Annotated in this window: 16 protein-coding genes; 6 read left to right on the top strand and 10 right to left on the bottom strand. The window is 41.4% G+C overall.

The features are described from left to right. Positions 1-11: 11 nt before the first annotated feature. The 4 genes from CSV60_RS04485 to CSV60_RS04470 all read right to left on the bottom strand — a co-directional run bounded on the left by CSV60_RS04485 (position 12) and on the right by CSV60_RS04470 (position 4,607). Positions 12-1,301 (bottom strand): cation:dicarboxylate symporter family transporter, encoded by a 1,290-nt coding sequence (locus CSV60_RS04485; protein WP_099636103.1) that lies wholly within the window; start codon positions 1,299-1,301, stop codon positions 12-14. Between the two features lie 98 nt (positions 1,302-1,399). Then, positions 1,400-2,275 (bottom strand): response regulator, encoded by an 876-nt coding sequence (locus tag CSV60_RS04480; protein WP_099632019.1) that lies wholly within the window; start codon positions 2,273-2,275, stop codon positions 1,400-1,402. Then, positions 2,272-3,546, bottom strand: coding sequence for a sensor histidine kinase (locus CSV60_RS04475; RefSeq protein WP_099636102.1), 1,275 nt, complete (start codon positions 3,544-3,546; stop codon positions 2,272-2,274). Before CSV60_RS04475 ends, CSV60_RS04480 begins: the two co-directional genes overlap by 4 nt. 155 nt (positions 3,547-3,701) lie before the next feature. After that, positions 3,702-4,607: a DMT family transporter gene (locus tag CSV60_RS04470; RefSeq protein WP_099636101.1), complete on the bottom strand. Its 906-nt coding sequence runs from the start codon at positions 4,605-4,607 to the stop codon at positions 3,702-3,704. Between the two features lie 132 nt (positions 4,608-4,739). On the opposite strand from CSV60_RS04470, the gene CSV60_RS04465 reads away from it, so the two are divergent. From CSV60_RS04465 to CSV60_RS04450, 4 genes are all read left to right on the top strand, one after another. Next, positions 4,740-5,174, top strand: a complete 435-nt coding sequence (locus CSV60_RS04465; protein WP_099636100.1) for a hypothetical protein — start codon at positions 4,740-4,742, stop codon at positions 5,172-5,174. Between the two features lie 68 nt (positions 5,175-5,242). Next, the gene (locus CSV60_RS04460; RefSeq protein ID WP_099632023.1) at positions 5,243-6,085 is read left to right on the top strand and encodes a YitT family protein; all 843 of its coding nucleotides are present in this window, start codon (positions 5,243-5,245) and stop codon (positions 6,083-6,085) included. 313 nt (positions 6,086-6,398) lie between these two features. Then, positions 6,399-7,931, top strand: a complete 1,533-nt coding sequence (locus CSV60_RS04455) for an AbgT family transporter (protein ID WP_099636099.1) — start codon at positions 6,399-6,401, stop codon at positions 7,929-7,931. A gap of 117 nt (positions 7,932-8,048) precedes the next feature. Then, on the top strand, positions 8,049-8,618 hold the full coding sequence (locus tag CSV60_RS04450) for a nitroreductase family protein (protein WP_099636098.1): 570 nt from the start codon (positions 8,049-8,051) through the stop codon (positions 8,616-8,618). Between the two features lie 111 nt (positions 8,619-8,729). On the opposite strand, the gene CSV60_RS04445 is transcribed toward CSV60_RS04450, so the two are convergent. Further along, on the bottom strand, positions 8,730-10,244 hold the full coding sequence (locus CSV60_RS04445) for a BCCT family transporter (RefSeq protein ID WP_233189537.1): 1,515 nt from the start codon (positions 10,242-10,244) through the stop codon (positions 8,730-8,732). 427 nt (positions 10,245-10,671) lie between these two features. Between CSV60_RS04445 and yedE the strand changes: the two genes are divergently transcribed. Both yedE and yedF read left to right on the top strand, forming a co-directional pair. Then, entirely contained in the window at positions 10,672-11,880 is a 1,209-nt protein-coding gene (gene yedE / locus CSV60_RS04440) for a selenium metabolism membrane protein YedE/FdhT (protein WP_099636096.1), read from the top strand. Continuing rightward, the gene (yedF, locus tag CSV60_RS04435) at positions 11,870-12,109 is read left to right on the top strand and encodes a sulfurtransferase-like selenium metabolism protein YedF (protein WP_099627815.1); all 240 of its coding nucleotides are present in this window, start codon (positions 11,870-11,872) and stop codon (positions 12,107-12,109) included. The genes yedE and yedF overlap by 11 nt, the downstream gene beginning before the upstream one ends. Before the next feature lie 345 nt (positions 12,110-12,454). Here yedF and CSV60_RS04430 read toward each other — a convergent pair whose 3' ends face one another. The 5 genes from CSV60_RS04430 to CSV60_RS04410 form a co-directional block, all read right to left on the bottom strand. Continuing rightward, entirely contained in the window at positions 12,455-14,116 is a 1,662-nt protein-coding gene (locus CSV60_RS04430; protein WP_099632028.1) for a BCCT family transporter, read from the bottom strand. A 125-nt stretch (positions 14,117-14,241) separates the two neighbouring features. After that, positions 14,242-15,324 carry a tartrate dehydrogenase gene (locus CSV60_RS04425; protein ID WP_099636230.1) on the bottom strand — a complete coding sequence of 361 codons (1,083 nt, stop codon included), beginning with the start codon at positions 15,322-15,324 and terminating at the stop codon, positions 14,242-14,244. A 17-nt stretch (positions 15,325-15,341) separates the two neighbouring features. Next, on the bottom strand, positions 15,342-16,787 hold the full coding sequence (locus CSV60_RS04420; protein ID WP_099636095.1) for an aldehyde dehydrogenase family protein: 1,446 nt from the start codon (positions 16,785-16,787) through the stop codon (positions 15,342-15,344). Continuing rightward, entirely contained in the window at positions 16,780-17,874 is a 1,095-nt protein-coding gene (locus CSV60_RS04415) for an aromatic ring-hydroxylating oxygenase subunit alpha (RefSeq protein WP_099632030.1), read from the bottom strand. Before CSV60_RS04415 ends, CSV60_RS04420 begins: the two co-directional genes overlap by 8 nt. A gap of 48 nt (positions 17,875-17,922) precedes the next feature. Continuing rightward, complete coding sequence (locus CSV60_RS04410) at positions 17,923-18,171, bottom strand: ferredoxin (protein WP_099632031.1); 249 nt, start codon at positions 18,169-18,171, stop codon at positions 17,923-17,925. Positions 18,172-18,188: the final 17 nt, after the last annotated feature.

Genomic DNA, 18,188 nt, shown 5'->3' with positions numbered 1-18,188 from the left:
ACAGCCTTCGATTAAACTAATTTCTCTTCTGCAAAGACAAATTGTGGTTCGCGTTCTACCTTCTCAGCTTCTTCGCCAAAGCGACCTTCCCACTTCGACAATACAACTGTTGCAAGTGCGTTTCCGACTACGTTAACTACTGTACGTGCCATATCTAGCAAACGGTCGATACCCGCGATGAACGCCAATCCTTCAAGCGGAATGCCTACTGTTCCAAGCGTTGCAAGTAACACGACGAAAGAAACGCCAGGTACGCCCGCAATTCCTTTAGACGTAATCATTAACACCAAAACCAATGTGATTTGTTCCGTAATACTCAACTGAATTCCATACATTTGTGCAATAAACATTGCAGCCAATGCCTGATAAAGTGTAGATCCGTCTAGATTAAACGAATAGCCGGTCGGCACCACGAAAGATACGATATCTTTTGGACAACCGAACTTTTGCATTTTCTCCATCACTTTCGGTAACACGGTTTCCGAACTGGACGTAGAAAACGCTAGAATTAACTCGTCCTTTAGGATTTTCATGAGGTGGAAAATGTTCACGCCGACTATCTTCGCGATTCCACCTAACACGACGACGATGAAGAATATCATCGTTGCATATACAAGAACCATTAATTTACCCATCGGAATGAGTGATTCCAAACCGAATTTGGATACGGTTACACCAATTAACGCGAATACACCAAATGGTGCAAATTTCATAATCATATTCGTTACCCAGAACATCGCGTCTGCGACCCCTTGGAAAACATCCAGTACCGGTTTGCCGCGCTCTCCGATTGCCGCTACGCCTAATCCAAATAATACAGAGAAGAAAATGATTGGCAACATATCACCATTCGCCATCGAGTCTACGATATTACTTGGTACGATGCCAACCAACACATCCATGAAGCCGCCATTCTGCACTTCTTCCGTTGTTTGAACATATTGCGAAATGTCACCTTTTTCAAGAGAAGACATATCAATGCCCTCACCCGGTTTGAAAATATTAGCTGACATTAGACCAACAATAATCGCAATCGTTGTAACAATTTCAAAATATAAAAGCGTTTTACCGCCAAGTTTTCCTAATTTCTTAATATCACCTGTACCTGCTACTCCAATTACCAACGTTGAAATAATAATAGGTACTACGATCATTTTAATCATATTGATGAACATCGTACCGATTGGTTGTAAATATCTTTCTACGCTAGGATTACCGTAGAAGATTGCACCGACTGCAATACCTAAAACCAATCCAATCAATATTTGGTAAGCTAAAGACAATTTAAATATCTTTCTCATCGATAATCCCCCTTTAATGTTCACTGAAAACGCTTTCTTTCAGTAACTTATTCATATCTTACGGGGGTCCTACATAATTCTACGGCATCCTACAAAAACTATTTTCGTTTATCTACCGTCTCCATATATAAAACATGCAAAAACTTCTTACTGTTCACTTTGATGGGCTTATTATCGAAAGTTTCTTCTTGAATCTGTTTCATTCGCAGACTAATCTCTTGGAAATCAAAAAATCGCGGTGCATAGTATTCAAATTCATCGATTGTATAATCCACTGCGCCAAGTGATGCTAAGTGTTCCATTGCAGTAAGGATCGCCCGACGAATTCTTTGTTCCATTGCCTTACTTTCCTTTTGGATGTCTTGATCAGGTACACCTAGTTTAGTTAGGGCATCTTCATATAATCCTTTTAAAGGCGGTAGCTGAATAGCTCGTTGTTCAGTCAAGACTTCCATGATCGCTATGATGTCGCGGCTCGCGCTGTCACTGTAGATTCCCATATCGTGTAACTTTTTCAGTACAATATCTTTTACCGGTTGCTGTACTTTTGGCTGCTCGACGGAAGCGAATTGCGCCAATGATTCCCGAATCGTTAGTAAGGAGTTTTTCAGGCGGAGCTGTTCTGCTGTACGTCGCACTATACTTTGGACTTCTATTTGATTGATAGGTTTATGTATGAAGAACTCTACCCCGACTTGATAAGCTTCTCCAACCATTTCTTTATTGACGACTTGGCTCAACATAATGAATTGGCCGCTGTAGCCTTCTGTTTTCAATTGTTGAATCGTTTCAATTCCGTCAAGTTCCGGCATTAATAAATCAATCAATACAACGTCTGGAGCCAAGGATAAGATTTGAGGAATAGCTTTTACTCCGCTATCCGCCTCTCCAATTACCATCCCTTCCGCCTCAGTCAAGATGTTTTTCAGCATCACACGGCTTGCTTTGTCATCATCTACGATAAAATATCTCATGTCTCTATCTCCTTCATGATGGATTTCATAGGGATTTTCACAGTTACGATCAGACCTTTATCTAAACGTTCTACAACAATCGTACCTTGCATCGCGTCAATAATAGTGGAAACATGCGATAACCCGATACCTGTTGCTGCCGTTCCTTGATCCGTAAATTTCGTTGTATAACCCGGTTCAAAAATTACGTCTTCATGCTCAATAGGAATCCCTTTTCCTGTATCGCGTACACTAAAACACACCCATTCCTCATCATTGTCAATTGTAATGAATATATGGCCTTTCTCTTCAATCGCTTCTACCGCATTCGCTGTCAAATTGTTTAACACGGCAAGTAAAGGTACGTGCTGACCCGTTTGGAAGTCCTCGTGAATTGTAGTTTCCAATACACATTCCTTACCAATCATTTCACTATATTTTTCATTCGCAGTGACGACCATGTCGAGTAAATCAGATAAGTAAAATGCCTCTATCTGTTGCCGAGTTGTCCACTTTGACAATCCTGCTAAAATACGCTGGGAATCTTTTTTCACTTCGTGGATCTCCTGCGCGATGTGTAACGCCTGGCTGCTAAGCTCCTTTTGATTCTCTTTTTTGAGCTTGCGGTATAAGTCATGACTTGACGCGGTGATTTGTTCTATATGATTCATGGACTTTTGCAAATACAACGCTTCCGCATATAGTTCCGAACCTACTCCGAGCATCTCTTCTACACGCTGCTTCTCTTTTGATAATGCCACGGAACTATATAACCCCACTGTGAAGAAACTACGTAATAACGCGACGCCTACGAGTATTCCCCATTCTTTACTATTAAGTAGTGAACTATGCAGCCACCAGTTACGCAGTGCATGCTCAGACGTGTTGCTAATTACTTCAAATAAGAAGGCCAACGCACCCAGTCGAAGTGGGAAAGATTTATACTTTTCAAGTCCAACAAAGTGCCAGCCGACCGCGATGATAAAGTAAAACAAAAAGACCGGTACATGCATCTGTAAACTTTCAAGTAAAGCAGCACCCAGCCATAGCTCTTTCGTTACGCGAAATACAACTACGGTAACTGCCGTAACAAATCCCGTACGCAAAATAGAAACAGGTGGATAGATCAGAATCAGTAAAAAGAATAAAATACCGCCAAGCGCAAAACGAAATATTTCTCCGTCAAACGGCATCACTTTCAATTCACCGGTAAGGGCTGTCACGATTGCAATAAATACCATTCTGGCCGCTTCCGATTGATAGAATTGACGCCACATTAATTTTATATTCATAAGTTTCTACTCCTAATAAAATAAGTAATTGTACACGTATTATAGCAACCCAAAAACCAATGTACAGTTTTGGAATTAAACGGTACGGGTACAGTTAGATAGCCATTTATTATAGTAATATATCGAATGGCTGAAAATAGTATCAAATCTATTCATTATCCTTTTTTACTTATATCCATCAGTGTAACAGGAACCTTCTTGCGGTAATTGACGAAGCAGATACTGACAACGACAAGCAACAAGCCTACCCACAACGTATGCGTCATTGGCTCTCTGACAAATACTGTACTGATCAACACAGAAATTACGGGAACTAAAAAGGTAAAAACAGCCACCTTACTTGCCTCTCCCGCACGAATGAGTGAATAATAAATAATGTACGCCACCGGGATACCCATCGTTGCACCGAATCCGAGTCCGAAAATATACATAGGATGCCACTCTATTGCAGACCAGCTCTCTGTAGCGGCACTGACTATTAGCAGTACGACACCCCCTATAGTAAATTGCATCGCCACCATCCAGTACGCATCAATTTCCTCACTTACTTTTTTCACATAGGCAACTCCAATTGCCCAAAAGAAAGCGGTCAATACACCTAGTATCACGCCGAGCAACGAAATCTGGTTACTGAAATGTTCAACACTAACTACAACTATTCCGATGAATCCAATCAACAGGCCGGTTACTTTAATTGCCGTCATACTTTCACCCAACCACATCCAGGCAAATAGACCAAGAAGAACAGGCTGGAAATATACAAGTACAGAGAATAACCCGCCCGGCAAATAGTGCAGTCCAATTGTATGTAATCCAAAAAACAGGACGGTATTGAAAAGAGCCGATATACAATACTTCCGCCAATGTTGACGCCATTGCAACCTGTCACGTAGTTTTATAATTAGCAATGCAATCAAACAACCGCCAAGCAATGCACGCATTCCCGAGAATACTAGTGGTGGTGCATACACAATAGATAGTTTGTAAATTGGCCAACTGACACCCCAAATCCCTACTAACATTACCAACGCCAAGGAAGATTTCGTGAATAGCTTGTTCACTCCCCCATCCTTTCCACTGTATTTACCATTTTGATGTAGTCTATTCCCGCTATCCTTTTTCTGACTACAATCAAAGACAAAGGTTTTCTTTTTTTCAAAAGTTCCTTATGATTACTATTGGAGGCGATTTACTTGAAAAAGCTATTCGCAATAATGATAACTACTGCTGTACTAGCAGCTTGTAGCAATGAGGAACCGAAAGATCCGATTGAATCAACAGAACCAGTCGAAGAGACAGTACCGAAAGAACAAGCAGGCGACGAAGTAGAAAAAGGGCTAAAAGCAGATACAATAGAGCATAAATACATTGCGTTTGCTGATGACCAAGTACCTGTCAATTCCAAAGTAAAGTTTCTTGGAATTGTGACGGCTGTTATCGAAGGAACATTAACTGTGCAAAGCAACGCTGATGAATCCTCGGATGAAATCGTATATGTGAAAGATATTCGACTTGGAGAACGTATGGATATTTTGGAAGGCTCTGAAGTTTCCGTTTACGGTACGTATGTAGGGAAAAACGATGAAAATATACCGGTTATTAAAGGAATTTTCATTGATTTGGACTAAAAACTATAAAGAAGTAATTTGAAGCGCCATACTATAGTATGTCGCTTTTTTCGGAAAGAGAGGATTGCATGCAACGAAAACTAGTAGATTACGCCGCTTTACTCTTGGGATCCTTTATATTTGCACTTGGAATTAACTATTTTGCGATTCCGAATATGCTATCTGAAGGTGGCGTTATTGGGATTACTATCATTACATACTATTTATTCGAATGGTCTCCTGGACTCGTCAGTTTCATAATCAACTTAGCACTCGTTGCAATCGGGTACAAATTCTTCAGTAAACGGACGATAATCTATACGGTTATCACCATCATTTTCTCGTCCGTTTTCCTTGAGCTTACGAAAAATTGGGGAGAACAGTTAGGCAGTGACACATTACTGGCTGCGTTGTTTGCCGGTTTATTTGTTGGTGGTGGTCTCGGAATGATCTTTCGTGTTGGCGGTACTTCCGGAGGTGCGACAACAGTGGCACGGATGCTTCAGCAGTGGCTCGGATGGAGCGTTGGGAAAGCGATGCTAGTCATTGATATTTCCGTCATTTTATTGTCAGCTTTTGTTATCGGTAAAGAAAAAGCAATGTTCACACTCGTTGCTGTCTACGTGGGTGCAAAAGTGATCGATAAAATCGTCGACGGTGCAGATGATCGTAAAGCCGTGATGATTATTTCGAAACACCAAGAAGACATTCGCCAAGAATTGCTCACTACAATGGGCAGAGGTGTCACGATTCTCGATGGACGCGGCGGCTATACGCTCGAGAGACAAGCAATTTTATATATTATTATTAACCAGACGGAAATTGTTCAATTGCGACGTATTTTAGAGAAAGTAGACGAAGATGCATATGTCACAATCAATAATGTACAAGAGGTTTTTAAGCGTGGATTCAAGGAAAGGCGACCAAAATAAATTGTTCTCACAGTTTATAAGAGAGGCAATTTCGCAGTCATTTTACTTGCTGCCAAAGGATTTTAATCAACGTTAAATGTATTCTATGTAAAGTTATAATAATTAATCAGCCCCTGCCTGCCTATTATTCGGTAGGCTTCTTTTTATTTTAGACTATTCAACCTCCTCGCAAGAGTCGCAACTATCTTCCAATTTAATTATTTCAATAAAGCATTTCACTCAACAGAGTTCTTCTATATACTTGATACTGTCTAAAAAATTTATACCTTTCGTGATAGATTGAATAGTGTTTTTTAAGTGGGAGGAAATTATCATGGATCAACAGAAAAAAGGATTTTTCCAGAAGTTTTTGGATATGATCGAGAAAACTGGTAACCGATTGCCGCATCCGGTTACATTATTTGCTGTTTTGGCTTTATTGGTAATCGTCATCTCAGCAGTTGTCTCTTACTTCGGCGTAAGTGCTGAACATCCGGGTAAAGAAGGCGAAATGATTGAAGTAAATAATTTACTGAGTAGTGAAGGTATTCATTACATCATTACGAATATGACCGATAACTTTATCGGTTTCGCTCCGCTTGGTGTCGTACTCATCACGATGCTTGGTATTGGCGTTGCGGAAGGTTCAGGGTTAATCAGTGCTTTACTTCGCGGCTTTGTAATGTCTGTTCCAAAACGAATGATTACGCTTGGATTAGTGTTTGCAGGCGTTATGTCGAGTGTAGCGTCTGACGCAGGCTATGTTGTCTTACCGCCACTAGGTGCGGTATTGTTTGCAGCACTTGGTAGACACCCTCTTGCGGGTCTAGCAGCTGCCTTTGCCGGGGTTTCCGGTGGATTCAGTGCAAACTTGTTACTTTCTGGTACCGATGCATTACTTGGCGAATTGACAATCATGTCAGCAGCAATCATCAATCCTGAATACGCAGAAGGTATGAATATTGCCATGAACTACTACTTCATCGCATTTTCTGTTATCGTTCTGACTATCGTTGGTGCGTGGGTCACAGAAAAAATCATAGAACCACGTCTTGGCGAATATAACGGTGAATTCCGTGAGAAAGTTGAAAAGCTGACTCGTCTTGAAAAGAAAGGGTTGATTTTAGCAGGTGTTTCTGTCGTTGTTGCAGGAGCATTAGTTGCCCTTCTTGTCGTATTCCCGGGCGCTCCATTGCGTGGGGATGAAGCGGATATGCCAATCATCAAATCACCATTCATGAAATCGCTCGTGCCGATTATTGCATTCCTATTCTTTGTGCCGGGTCTTGTCTACGGTAGAGTAACGAAACTGATTCGTACTGACAAAGACGTAGCCGCTATGATGTCCACGACGATGTCTGCAATGGGAATGTTTATCGTCTTGTCATTCACGGCAAGTCAGTTTGTTGCCTTTTTCTCAGAGTCAAACATGGGCTTAGTGTTAGGTGTTTACGGTGCAAACTTCCTTGACAGCATTAATTTAACGGGAATTCCATTGTTACTGATGTTCATCCTAATTGCGGCGTTCATCAACTTGTTCATCGGTAGCGCATCTGCAAAATGGGCCATGATGGCACCAGTCTTCGTACCGATTATGATGCAGCTCGGCTATTCCCCTGAACTGACGCAAATGGCATATCGTGTGGCAGATTCTTCAACTAATATTATTTCACCACTCATGACCTATTTTGCGATCATTATTGCGTTTGCGCAGAAGTACGATAAGAAAATGGGGATTGGAACGCTCGTTTCCGTTATGTTCCCTTATTCCATGTTCTTCTTACTATTCTGGAGCGCCACGTTAATTATTTGGATGTTGCTAGGAATTGATCTTGGACCTGGCTCCCCTATTTATTACTTGAAATAAGACGATCAGTAAACCGAAAGAGCATTCTTTGCTCTTTCGGGTTTTTTTATGATACGATAGTAGTTGATAATAGTTTTCATTTAGAGTGATTCTATTTAAGTAAAGGAGTTTTACATTATGGGCTACGAAGGAAAAAACGATGTAGAAAAATCAATCATGAGCAGACGCTCTATTAAGAAGTTTACATCAGATCCGGTTGATATAGATGAAGTGATTGAATTATTGAATGTTGCGAAGTGGGCACCTAACCATAAATTGACTCAACCTTGGCGTTTTCAGCTATACACAGGCGCTGGCAAGGAAAAATTCGTGGAAGCGTTTCTGGCTTCACAAGAACAAGACGGTGCCTTACCAGATAAAGCTAAGAACAAAGCAGCATATTTCCGCGACATTCCCCTTCACTTAGTTGTCATCATGCCGGAAGACTCCCGTAAAAAACGCTGGGATGAAGACTATGCTGCAATTTCCGCAATGATTCAAAACTTCCAGCTCGCCGCATGGGAACGCGGTATTGGTATGATCATGCGTACCAATGATTGGACGCATGATCCAGTATTTAAAAACGCAATCGATGTAGCACCTGATGAAAAAATTGTTGGGACATTGATGATTGGTTATCCTGCACATATTCCTAAAGCTGAGGAAAGGAAGAATATAGAGGAATTACTTATAATTATCAATGAATGATTTCCAATTAAATAGCAATGCCCCTCATTGCCTGCTTGCCCTTGAACGGCAAGCAAGAAATGAGGGGCTCATTTATTCATTCATCGAAATCCAGTTTAGTACATATAGTATTTACTTTTTGACTATTCCTTGCTCGACCGCTAGCTCTTTGGCTACCTTGGGAGCATACCAGATAACAGGAAGTAATAGAATGGATACCGGTACAGCTGCGATGACTACAAAGGATTGTAAGGCCCCAATTCCTCCCCCGCCAATTTTTATAAGTATCGTAGCAATTGTCGCCATGATCATAACCCAAAATACACGAACTGATTTTGGTGGATTGCCCACACCTGTTACGGCCATGGATATCGAGTAAGACATTGAATCCACCGTAGTTACCACAAACAAAGTGGTCAGTATCAAGAAAACGGATGGCATGATAGTTCCAAGCGGCATCTGCTCTGCTATTGCAATAATTGCACTAGGCAAGCCGCCTTCAGTTAACGGTTCACTCACTGACCCCGCATTTTTCAGCTCATAGAATATACCGCTACCTCCGAGGATTGTGAACCAAAGATTGGCTACAACTGGTGCAATAATGGCTACTACAACAAATATCTCTCTGATCTTCCTTCCATTAGAGATCCTGGCTACGAATAGCGCCACTAACGGTCCAAATCCGATAAACCAACCGAAGAAAAATAACATCCATGAACCAAGCCACGCATTGTCTCCGCGAAACGTACTGATAGTAATAAATTCACTGACGTATGTTCCATAAGAGGTCAGGAAGGAATTGACGATGAATAATCCCGGCCCGAACAACAATAGAAATACAGCAATCACAGCTACCATATTGACATTCAGCTTACTTAAAAATTGTATCCCTCTATTGATGCCCGTAAGTGTAGATATCAGAACAACTCCAGTCAAAATAGCGATGATTGCGAGCTGTATAGTAAATTGATCGGTGATTCCGAAAATAGAACTGAGTCCATAGCTGACTTGTAAACCTAGAAAGCCGATCGGACCAATTGTTCCCGCTGCTGCCCCGATTATACAAAACACATCTGCTGCGGTGCCCCATTTACTTGTCAGGATTTTTTCTTTCAAAATAGGGTAAAGAAGAGTGCGTGGTTTCAAAGGCATTCCTTTATGTTTATGCGCATAAATGAGGATGATCGCACTGATCGCTCCATACACTGACCATGCAGTAAACCCCCACGACATATAACTTTGGGCAAGCGCAGGTCCAATTGCTTCTTCTGTTCCTTCTTTGATTCCTTTATGCATCGGAGGAACGTCTAAAAAGTAATACATAGGCTCTGCTGCTGCCCAAAAAACTCCACCTGCTCCAAGTCCGGTAGTCAAAATAACGGCCACCCACTTAAAATAACTCATTTCAGGTTTTGGGGAATCTCCTAAACGTACTTTTCCGTACTTTGATATGGCTAAAACTGCTCCGACTACAAATGTCGCAATCATTAGGAATTGCCAATATGCCCCGAAATAGCGAATAGATAATTCAAATCCCTTATTTACAAATGCATTTACCGCTTCCACTTCAAAAAGTGAAAACAATACAAACGCCAACAATACCCCTCCACTACATACAAACACCGGCCAATCAATCTTTCTACGTATGAACTGCCAATACTCTTCTATTATACTTCCACTCCATTCTATTTCTAAAGCCCTCTTTACCTGTTATAATCTAGTGATTGTTAGTTCAAGTATCGGAACGTAATAAAGAAAAAAGTTCCCGTACTATAGTAGATTTCATCATTCCAGACACATTCAATTTCTTGTTATGCCCTACCTCAAAAGAACCTACGTTACAGACTATAACCTTGTTTTAAAATTGTCAACTTAACATATATATCAAATTAATCTGTTAATAACCTTTATTTCTATTTACTTAAAGTGAAGTACATATTCTACACATCATGACTTTTAATCGAATACCCGATGTCTAGTATGCCGAGTTTTTGTATGAACTTTATTTATATTGCACTTGATTTCTCATCATTTAGGTTTACACTAGAAAAAGAACTTTTTAAGGGGCTATCATATGAAATCAAGCATACAATCTATTTTTCAACGCTATTGGAATCCCTATCTCGTTTTATTGATGGCGGGTATTCTGAGTGCACTATATTTCGGTTTAACATCAACTGTTTGGGCAGTTACCGGTGAATTTACTCGGCTTGGTGGCGATATTTTATTGTTGCTCGGGGTAGATATTTCAGACTGGCAATACTTTGATATGGTACATCTACAAGGAGAAACGTGGAATAGGCCAGATGGCTGGATTGTCTGGGGGATGTTTGTAGGCGCGCTCATTATGGTGTTGCTTAGTAATAGCTTCAAGATCCGTCTTCCACAGCAAAAGCGACGTTATGTACAGGGGTTAATTGGTGGAATCATCGCAGGATTTGGTGCTCGTTTGGCACTCGGTTGTAACTTGGCTGCTTTCTTCACAGGCGTTCCGCAATTTTCTTTCCATGCTTGGATCTTCATTGTGGCGACAGGTATAGGTACATTTTTCGGTGCTAAACTAACAAAAACACACTGGTGGAAAGGTAAGCCTTCGTTGATTCGAGGGAGTGCAAAGCCTACACGACTTAACAAACGTATTATCCAACCGTACGTCGGCGGAGGGATCGCCGTACTTTATATCGGACTCATTATATACTTCTTTGCGTCAGGACAAAAACTGCTTGGTTTAGGCGCGCTGTTTGGTCTCGCATTCGGTATTCTAATCGAACGCGGACAAATTTGTTTTACTTCTGCATTCCGTGATTTATTTCTCGTTGGACGCAGTGTCATGGCAAAAGCGATTATTCTCGGAATGTCCGTCAGTTCTATTTTGACGATCATTGTCATTTCTATTTATGATGTAACACCGATCACACAAATTGCGGCACTTAGCACGTTTGTCGGCGGCGCATTATTCGGACTTGGTATTGTTATGGCATCAGGCTGTGAAACAGGTATGATGTATCGCTTGATGGAAGGTCAATTATTATTTTTTCCGGTATTTTTGGGCAATATTATCGGTGCTACGTTCCTTGCCTACGCATGGGATCACCTCGGTGTTTATAATGTATTAGTTAAGAATGGTGCGAAAATCAATCTACTTGATACACTTGGACCCATTGGAGCAATTTCCATCACACTCCTCATGCTTGGCGGGCTATATGCATTAACAGTGTATGGAGAAAAACGCTACCATCAGAAATTAGCAATTAAGAGAGGAATGAAGGTACATGCAAGCTAAATTAGAAGCGGACTTCACACTCGACCTTCGCGGTGAATCTTGTCCCTACCCTGTTATTTACACATTAGAAACACTCGAAGGTATGAATAAAGGCGAGTTGCTGCAAGTCATCACCGATTGCCCCGGCTCTTTCCGCAACGTACCCGAAGAAGCAATTGCTCACGGTTACAAATTTGCACAAGATCCTGTCAAGAACGGACAAGAATATATATTTCATATTTACGCATGAAAAATAGGCAGCTTCCTCTGAAAGGGAAGTTGCCTTTTACATTCTTAAAACTGAAAACCGCACGTCTAAATCAAGTTTTCTTTCTCAATGACAGTAGTCGTCTTTTTACATACTGACACACCTATTTTATAAACGAAGCCATCATTGATAAGATGATGAAGACCAGAGACAATGCAGTAATAACCGCTGCTATGTCCGATAACTATCCTTGATCCCCAAGCAACAGAAGTAGGGCTGTTCCTTGTATTGAATACCCGAAACAGCCCTTTTCATTTAATCTCTTACTTTATCAATCGATGTTACTGCTTACAACATTTATGGCTCACCCATTGTTTTTTAGAGAAATTATTTACTCGTGACTACCATTTCCTCTTCCCGTGTCCCTTCCACGTCTGCCAAAAGTGCTGGTTCTTTCTTCGTCTCTACCGGCTTTATCGGTTTAGAAAGACCGGACTTTACTGGTTTAGAAAGTTCCGGTTTCCCCGGTTCAGAAGGTTCCGCCTTCTCCTTCGCTTTTTCCCCAGAAATGATTGCAGCCTCTTCTTTTAACCCAATAAATGTTGAGTAGCACATGAAGAGCATCATGACTGCGATTGGAATGGCTGTGGCAACGAGTGCAGATTGCAGCCCTGCTAAGCCACCTGTCATGATCAACACGATAGAGATAGCTGCGATGATCACTCCCCATACGATCTTCGTCAGATGTGATGGATTCGGATTCCCACTTTCACTGATCATACCTAGTACAAATACTGCTGAGTTTGCGGAAGTGATAAAGAAAACAATGACTAGCACCATGGCTAAAATACTCAAAAATACTGTCATTGGTAAGTATTCAAAAAACTTAAACAGTGCTGAAGTAACATCTGATTCCACCGCAGTTGCAAGTGCAGTCGCGCCTGCATTCTGGATGAACGTAATCGCTGAGCCACCCATGGCCGAAAACCAAATGAAAGATCCCAATACTGGGATGAAAATCGCACCGAACATAAATTCCTTTATCGTTCTGCCTTTTGAAATCCTGCCTACAAAGCTGCCGACTAACGGAGCCCATGCGATCCACCAGCCGAAATAGAACAACGTCCAACTTGAAATCCACGAACCATCCCCATATGGATCCGTACGGAATGACATGCTGATGAAGTTCTGCGCATAATCACCTATTCCTTGGAAGAAGATTTTCATAATCATCTGTGTCGGACCAAAGAGAAGCACCAACCCTAATAAAACGAACGCCAGTAACATATTCAAGTTGGATAGGTGCTTCATCGCCCCTTGAAGACCGGAAACTGTCGATGCCACGTAAATAATGCTAACGACTATGATGATGATCGCTTGTGTGGAAATACCGATCGGCACGTCCCAGAGATAATTCATGCCGCTATTGACTTGTAATGTTCCGAAGCCGAGCGAAGTCGCAATCCCAATGACGATGGATAGGATGACGATGACGTCGATAGTTTTGCCGAAAGTTCCTCGAATTTTATCGCCGACCAACGGATAAAAGACGGAACTTAAAGAAGCGGGTAGTTTTTTCCGGTACTGGAAAAATGCTAATGATACACCGACCAACGCATAGCAGGCCCATGCCGAAACACCCCAATGCAGGAAAACGAATTGCATTGCCGTTTTTGCAGATTCTTCCGAATAACCCGTTCCAAACGGAGGGTCTATGTAGTAGGAAACCGGTTCTGCAACTCCCCAGAAGACCAGGCTGATTCCTATAGAAGCACTAAATAGCATACCGATCCAAGTGGCCGTCTTATATTCCGGCCGATCATCATCATCTCCCAACCGGATATGACCGAATTTGGACATCCCGATATAAATACAAAAAACGAAGAAAATGAAAACGCTTCCCAAAATGAACCAACCTAGATTATTATAGATGAAACTAAGTGAGGAATTTGAGAAGTTTTCTAGCTGCTTCGGCGCAAAAATACCGATACTTATTAAAACTAAGCTAACAGCCAATGAAGAATAAAACACTGTCTTTTTATCTCTCATATTACCGCTCCTATTTCAAAGACCCACTTGTGTGGATGTGTCGAGTATCCCCACACACAGCCAAACGAGCGGGCATTTGTTAAATTTTAATCGGTGTTATTTGCATAACACCGATTAAATCGAATTTAAGCTTTAACTGACTGCAAATTCCCTATGATATCTACAATCCGGTCTCCCACTTCAGAAGTAGAAGCACTGCCCTTCATATCAGGCGTGAGCACTTCATCGTCCACCAATAATTGCTCGATAGCATCTACAACCATTTTACCGTATTGTTCGTAACCGAAGTGATCGAGCATTTGACTCGCAGACCAGATGGTAGCTAAAGGATTACCGATTCCTTTGCCTGCAATATCGGGAGCCGACCCATGTACAGGTTCAAACATGGAAGGGAATGTACCCTCCGGATTAATGTTTGCACCTGCAGCCAGGCCGATTCCGCCTGCGATTGCTGCGCCGACATCGGTTAAAATATCACCAAACAAATTCGAAGTAACTACTACTTCAAAACGTTTTGGATCTGTGATCATTAGCATCGCAGCAGCATCCACTAAATAAGATGCAGTTTTGACTTCCGGGTATTCTGCACTTACTTCTTCGAATACTTGATCCCAGAAGACCATCGAATAGTTTAATGCATTCGCTTTACTGATACTTGTCAGGCTACGGCCTTGTTTTTTAGCAGTTTCAAAAGCATAGCGAATAATTCTTTCTGTACCTTTGCGGGAGAATACACCGTTCTGCAGAACCACTTCATGCTCCTGACCTTTAAACAGCCAATCTCCAGCTCCCGAATATTCACCTTCTGTATTTTCACGAATGAACAGCATATCAATATCTTTGCGTTCGATATTCTGCAGTGGAGTATGTGCCCCTGCCAGCAACGTCACAGGACGTATATTGACATACTGATCGAAACTTTTACGGATGATCAACAAGAGATCCCATAACGAGATATGATCCGGAACACCCGGGAATCCGACAGCTCCTAAATAGATCGCGTCAAACTCCTTCAGTTGTTCAATTCCATCTTCAGCCATCATTCGTCCTTGTTGCGTGTAATATTCACAACCCCAAGGGAAATAAGTGAAATCAAATGCGAAGCCGCCGTCTAGTTCGGCAGTTTTCTTTAATACCTTAATCCCTTCGTCAATAACTTCGGGACCAATACCATCTCCTGCAATAACTGCAATTTTATACGTTTTCAATTTCGGATCCACCACTTTCATCCTTGATTCCAGACTACGAGTTTCATTTCTGTCATTTCTTCAATGGCATATTTCAAGCCTTCGCGTCCTGTTCCGCTCTCTTTTACACCGCCGTATGGCATTTGGTCTACACGGTAAGTAGGTACGTCATTAATAATCACGCCGCCGACTTCCAAGTTTTTCGAAACATACAGAGCATGCTGCACATTATTTGTATAGATTCCCGCTTGTAAACCGAAACGAGAGTCATTGACTAACTCAACAGCTGTTTGCACGGAATCTACTTTATTTACCACGACAATTGGTGCAAACACTTCCTGGCAAGAAACTTTTAGCGCATGATCTGCATTTGCAATGATTGTAGGTTCCAGGACACCGTTTTGCGCATGGCCACCTGCAAGAATTTCTGCATCATAATTCTTTGTTTCTTCAATCCAGCTAAGTGTGCGCTCCAATTCTTTCTTTGAAATCAATGATGAGATATACGTATCTTCCGCAAACGGATCACCTAACTTCAATTGTTTAGCAGCAGCAGCAAATTTAGTTGTGAATTCTTCGTAAAGATCTTCGTGAACGTAAATTCGTTGTGTTGAGATACACACTTGACCTTGATTCGAGAAGGCTCCCATAATACAGCGATCGATAATAGAGTCAATTTCGATGTCCTTATCTATAATCAACGCAGAGTTGGATCCTAATTCCAATGTTGTCTTCTTCAATCCAGCTTTATTGCTGATTCCGATTCCGACACTTGGACTTCCAGTAAACGTAACCATTTTAACACGTTCATCTAAGACAAGAACGTCGCCGATCACACCGCCCGGTCCTGTGATGACATTTAGCACGCCCGGTGGAAGACCAGCGTCTTTAAATACTTCCGCAATGAATAAAGCAGATAAAGGTGTTTGGGAAGCCGGTTTCAAAACGATCGGGTTCCCTGCAGCAATTGCCGGGCCAACTTTATGCGCCACTAAATTCATTGGGAAGTTAAATGGCGTAATGGCTGCGATTACGCCAATCGGTTCACGCAATGTATAACCGATGCGTCCGACACCGCCTGAAGCAGCATCAAATGGAATCGTTTCTCCATGGATACGTTTTGCTTCTTCCGCGGCGAATTTATATGTCTCAATTGTTCTTAAAACTTCCGCTCTAGCAAACATGATGGGCTTCGCAGATTCACTTGAAATGACTGTCGCTGCTTCTTCCGTTCTCTCTGCTAGTATGCTTGCAACGTTTTCCAATATTTCAGCACGTTGAAATGCTGGCATGTTACCAATAACTTTTCTGGCATTATACGCAGCTTCAATCGCTTGTTCCGTCAGTGCTTGATCCGCCATAGCAATGTCAGCAATTTTTTCATTGGAATATGGAGAATATAGTGGAGCGTAGTTTGGTGCTTCTACATATTCCCCATTAATCATTAATTGTTTATTAGTTGTTCTATCAAGTAATTTATTCATTGAGCGCCTCCAGAACCATTTCATGGAATTGTACAATTGCTTGTTCAGATTGTGAGTAGCGACCTTTCTCGAATGCACGTGATTTGAAGCCGAGTTGCTCTAATTCAACCAATTCGATATCTTCAAAGCGAACTTGCTCCGCGAACGTCATCAAGTCTTTTTCTTCCTGAGTCAATTTTTCCAAGCTGTCTTCGCTGAAGTAGTATGTGTAAACGATTTCAGTATTTTCTTCATCGATCGGAACTAATTGAATAGTTGCCATATTTGCAGGTCCCGGATAAATTGTCAACATCAAGTTCGGCCATAACCAGAAGAATGATCCGCCTTGCATTTCTGCTTCATCTAGATTTACTTCTCCATATTGCTTATCAGGCTTCACCATGGAACCTTGTATTGAATAGTTCTCACACGTAATGATTTGATAATCATCCATGTCCAATGTGTCAATAAAACTTGGGTGTGCTACGTGACAATGATCACACTCGAGATAATTTTCAATAAATGCTTTCCAATTCGCTTTAATATGACGGGACTTCCTATGAGTAAATTGTAGATTCTTCAAGAATTCAAATTTACCTAGACGATCGAAGAAATCGCCATATGATTCAGCCAATGGCTTTGCGTTGTCATCCAAGTTAACAAAAATTAAAGATTCGATTACTTCCATTCTGACGGAACGCAAGCACGCATCTTGAACGCAAGCAGCATCTTCTTCACTACGGAAGTTCGGTGCTTTGTTTAAAGCGCCATCCGTTTTGAATGTCCAGCCATGATACGAGCATTGTAGAATTTTCTTTTTGCCCGAATCACTTTTCTCCAGCTTCGTCGCTCTGTGAGGACAAACATTATAAAACGCGCGTAGAACTTCATCTGTTCCACGAATAATGATAAGTGGGTCATCGCCAACCTCAGCAGTAAAAAATGCACCTTTTTTCTCAACTTGGCTAACATGGCCGACTAATTGCCAACTCTTTGCGAAAATCAATTCTCTTTCTCTTTTCAATACCTCTGGATCCGTAAATAGGTTGTAAGGCATCGTTCTTTCAAAAGTTCTATTCGTTGCGTTCTGTACTTTATTATAAGCCATTTTTCATTCTCCTTCAGAGTTGTATTTTTCAATTTATCAATTATTTTATCAACTAGCTTTAATTTTCTGACAAGAGAACGGAGTATCTGCCATTTTGATAGAGTTGGTTGGACAACCTTCAAATGCGTCTTCCAAATCCTCAATCAGATCTTCAGGAACTTCCGTAACTCCTTCATTGTCATCCAATAAAGCAAAAGCAAATCCATCGGCTGTGTAGTCAAATAGTTCGGGAGCAACAGGATTACATGCCCCGCAAGCAATACATGTACTTCGCTCCACCATTGTATATTGCGCCATTTCCTAGCCTCCTATCT

This window comes from Sporosarcina sp. P7, assembly GCF_002743425.1.
In the GTDB taxonomy this organism is placed as follows: Bacteria; Bacillota; Bacilli; order Bacillales_A; family Planococcaceae; genus Sporosarcina.
This window is presented reverse-complemented; position numbering and strand designations above follow the sequence as displayed.

Coding starts and splice junctions, on each gene's coding strand:
- CSV60_RS04485 (WP_099636103.1), bottom strand. CDS start 1,301: ATGAGAAAGATATTTAAATTGTCTTTAGCTTACCAAATATTGATTGGA.
- CSV60_RS04480 (WP_099632019.1), bottom strand. CDS start 2,275: ATGAGATATTTTATCGTAGATGATGACAAAGCAAGCCGTGTGATGCTG.
- CSV60_RS04475 (WP_099636102.1), bottom strand. CDS start 3,546: ATGAATATAAAATTAATGTGGCGTCAATTCTATCAATCGGAAGCGGCC.
- CSV60_RS04460 (WP_099632023.1), top strand. CDS start 5,243: ATGCAACGAAAACTAGTAGATTACGCCGCTTTACTCTTGGGATCCTTT.
- CSV60_RS04455 (WP_099636099.1), top strand. CDS start 6,399: ATGGATCAACAGAAAAAAGGATTTTTCCAGAAGTTTTTGGATATGATC.
- CSV60_RS04450 (WP_099636098.1), top strand. CDS start 8,049: ATGGGCTACGAAGGAAAAAACGATGTAGAAAAATCAATCATGAGCAGA.
- yedE (WP_099636096.1), top strand. CDS start 10,672: ATGAAATCAAGCATACAATCTATTTTTCAACGCTATTGGAATCCCTAT.
- yedF (WP_099627815.1), top strand. CDS start 11,870: ATGCAAGCTAAATTAGAAGCGGACTTCACACTCGACCTTCGCGGTGAA.
- CSV60_RS04430 (WP_099632028.1), bottom strand. CDS start 14,116: ATGAGAGATAAAAAGACAGTGTTTTATTCTTCATTGGCTGTTAGCTTA.
- CSV60_RS04420 (WP_099636095.1), bottom strand. CDS start 16,787: ATGAATAAATTACTTGATAGAACAACTAATAAACAATTAATGATTAAT.
- CSV60_RS04415 (WP_099632030.1), bottom strand. CDS start 17,874: ATGGCTTATAATAAAGTACAGAACGCAACGAATAGAACTTTTGAAAGA.
- CSV60_RS04410 (WP_099632031.1), bottom strand. CDS start 18,171: ATGGCGCAATATACAATGGTGGAGCGAAGTACATGTATTGCTTGCGGG.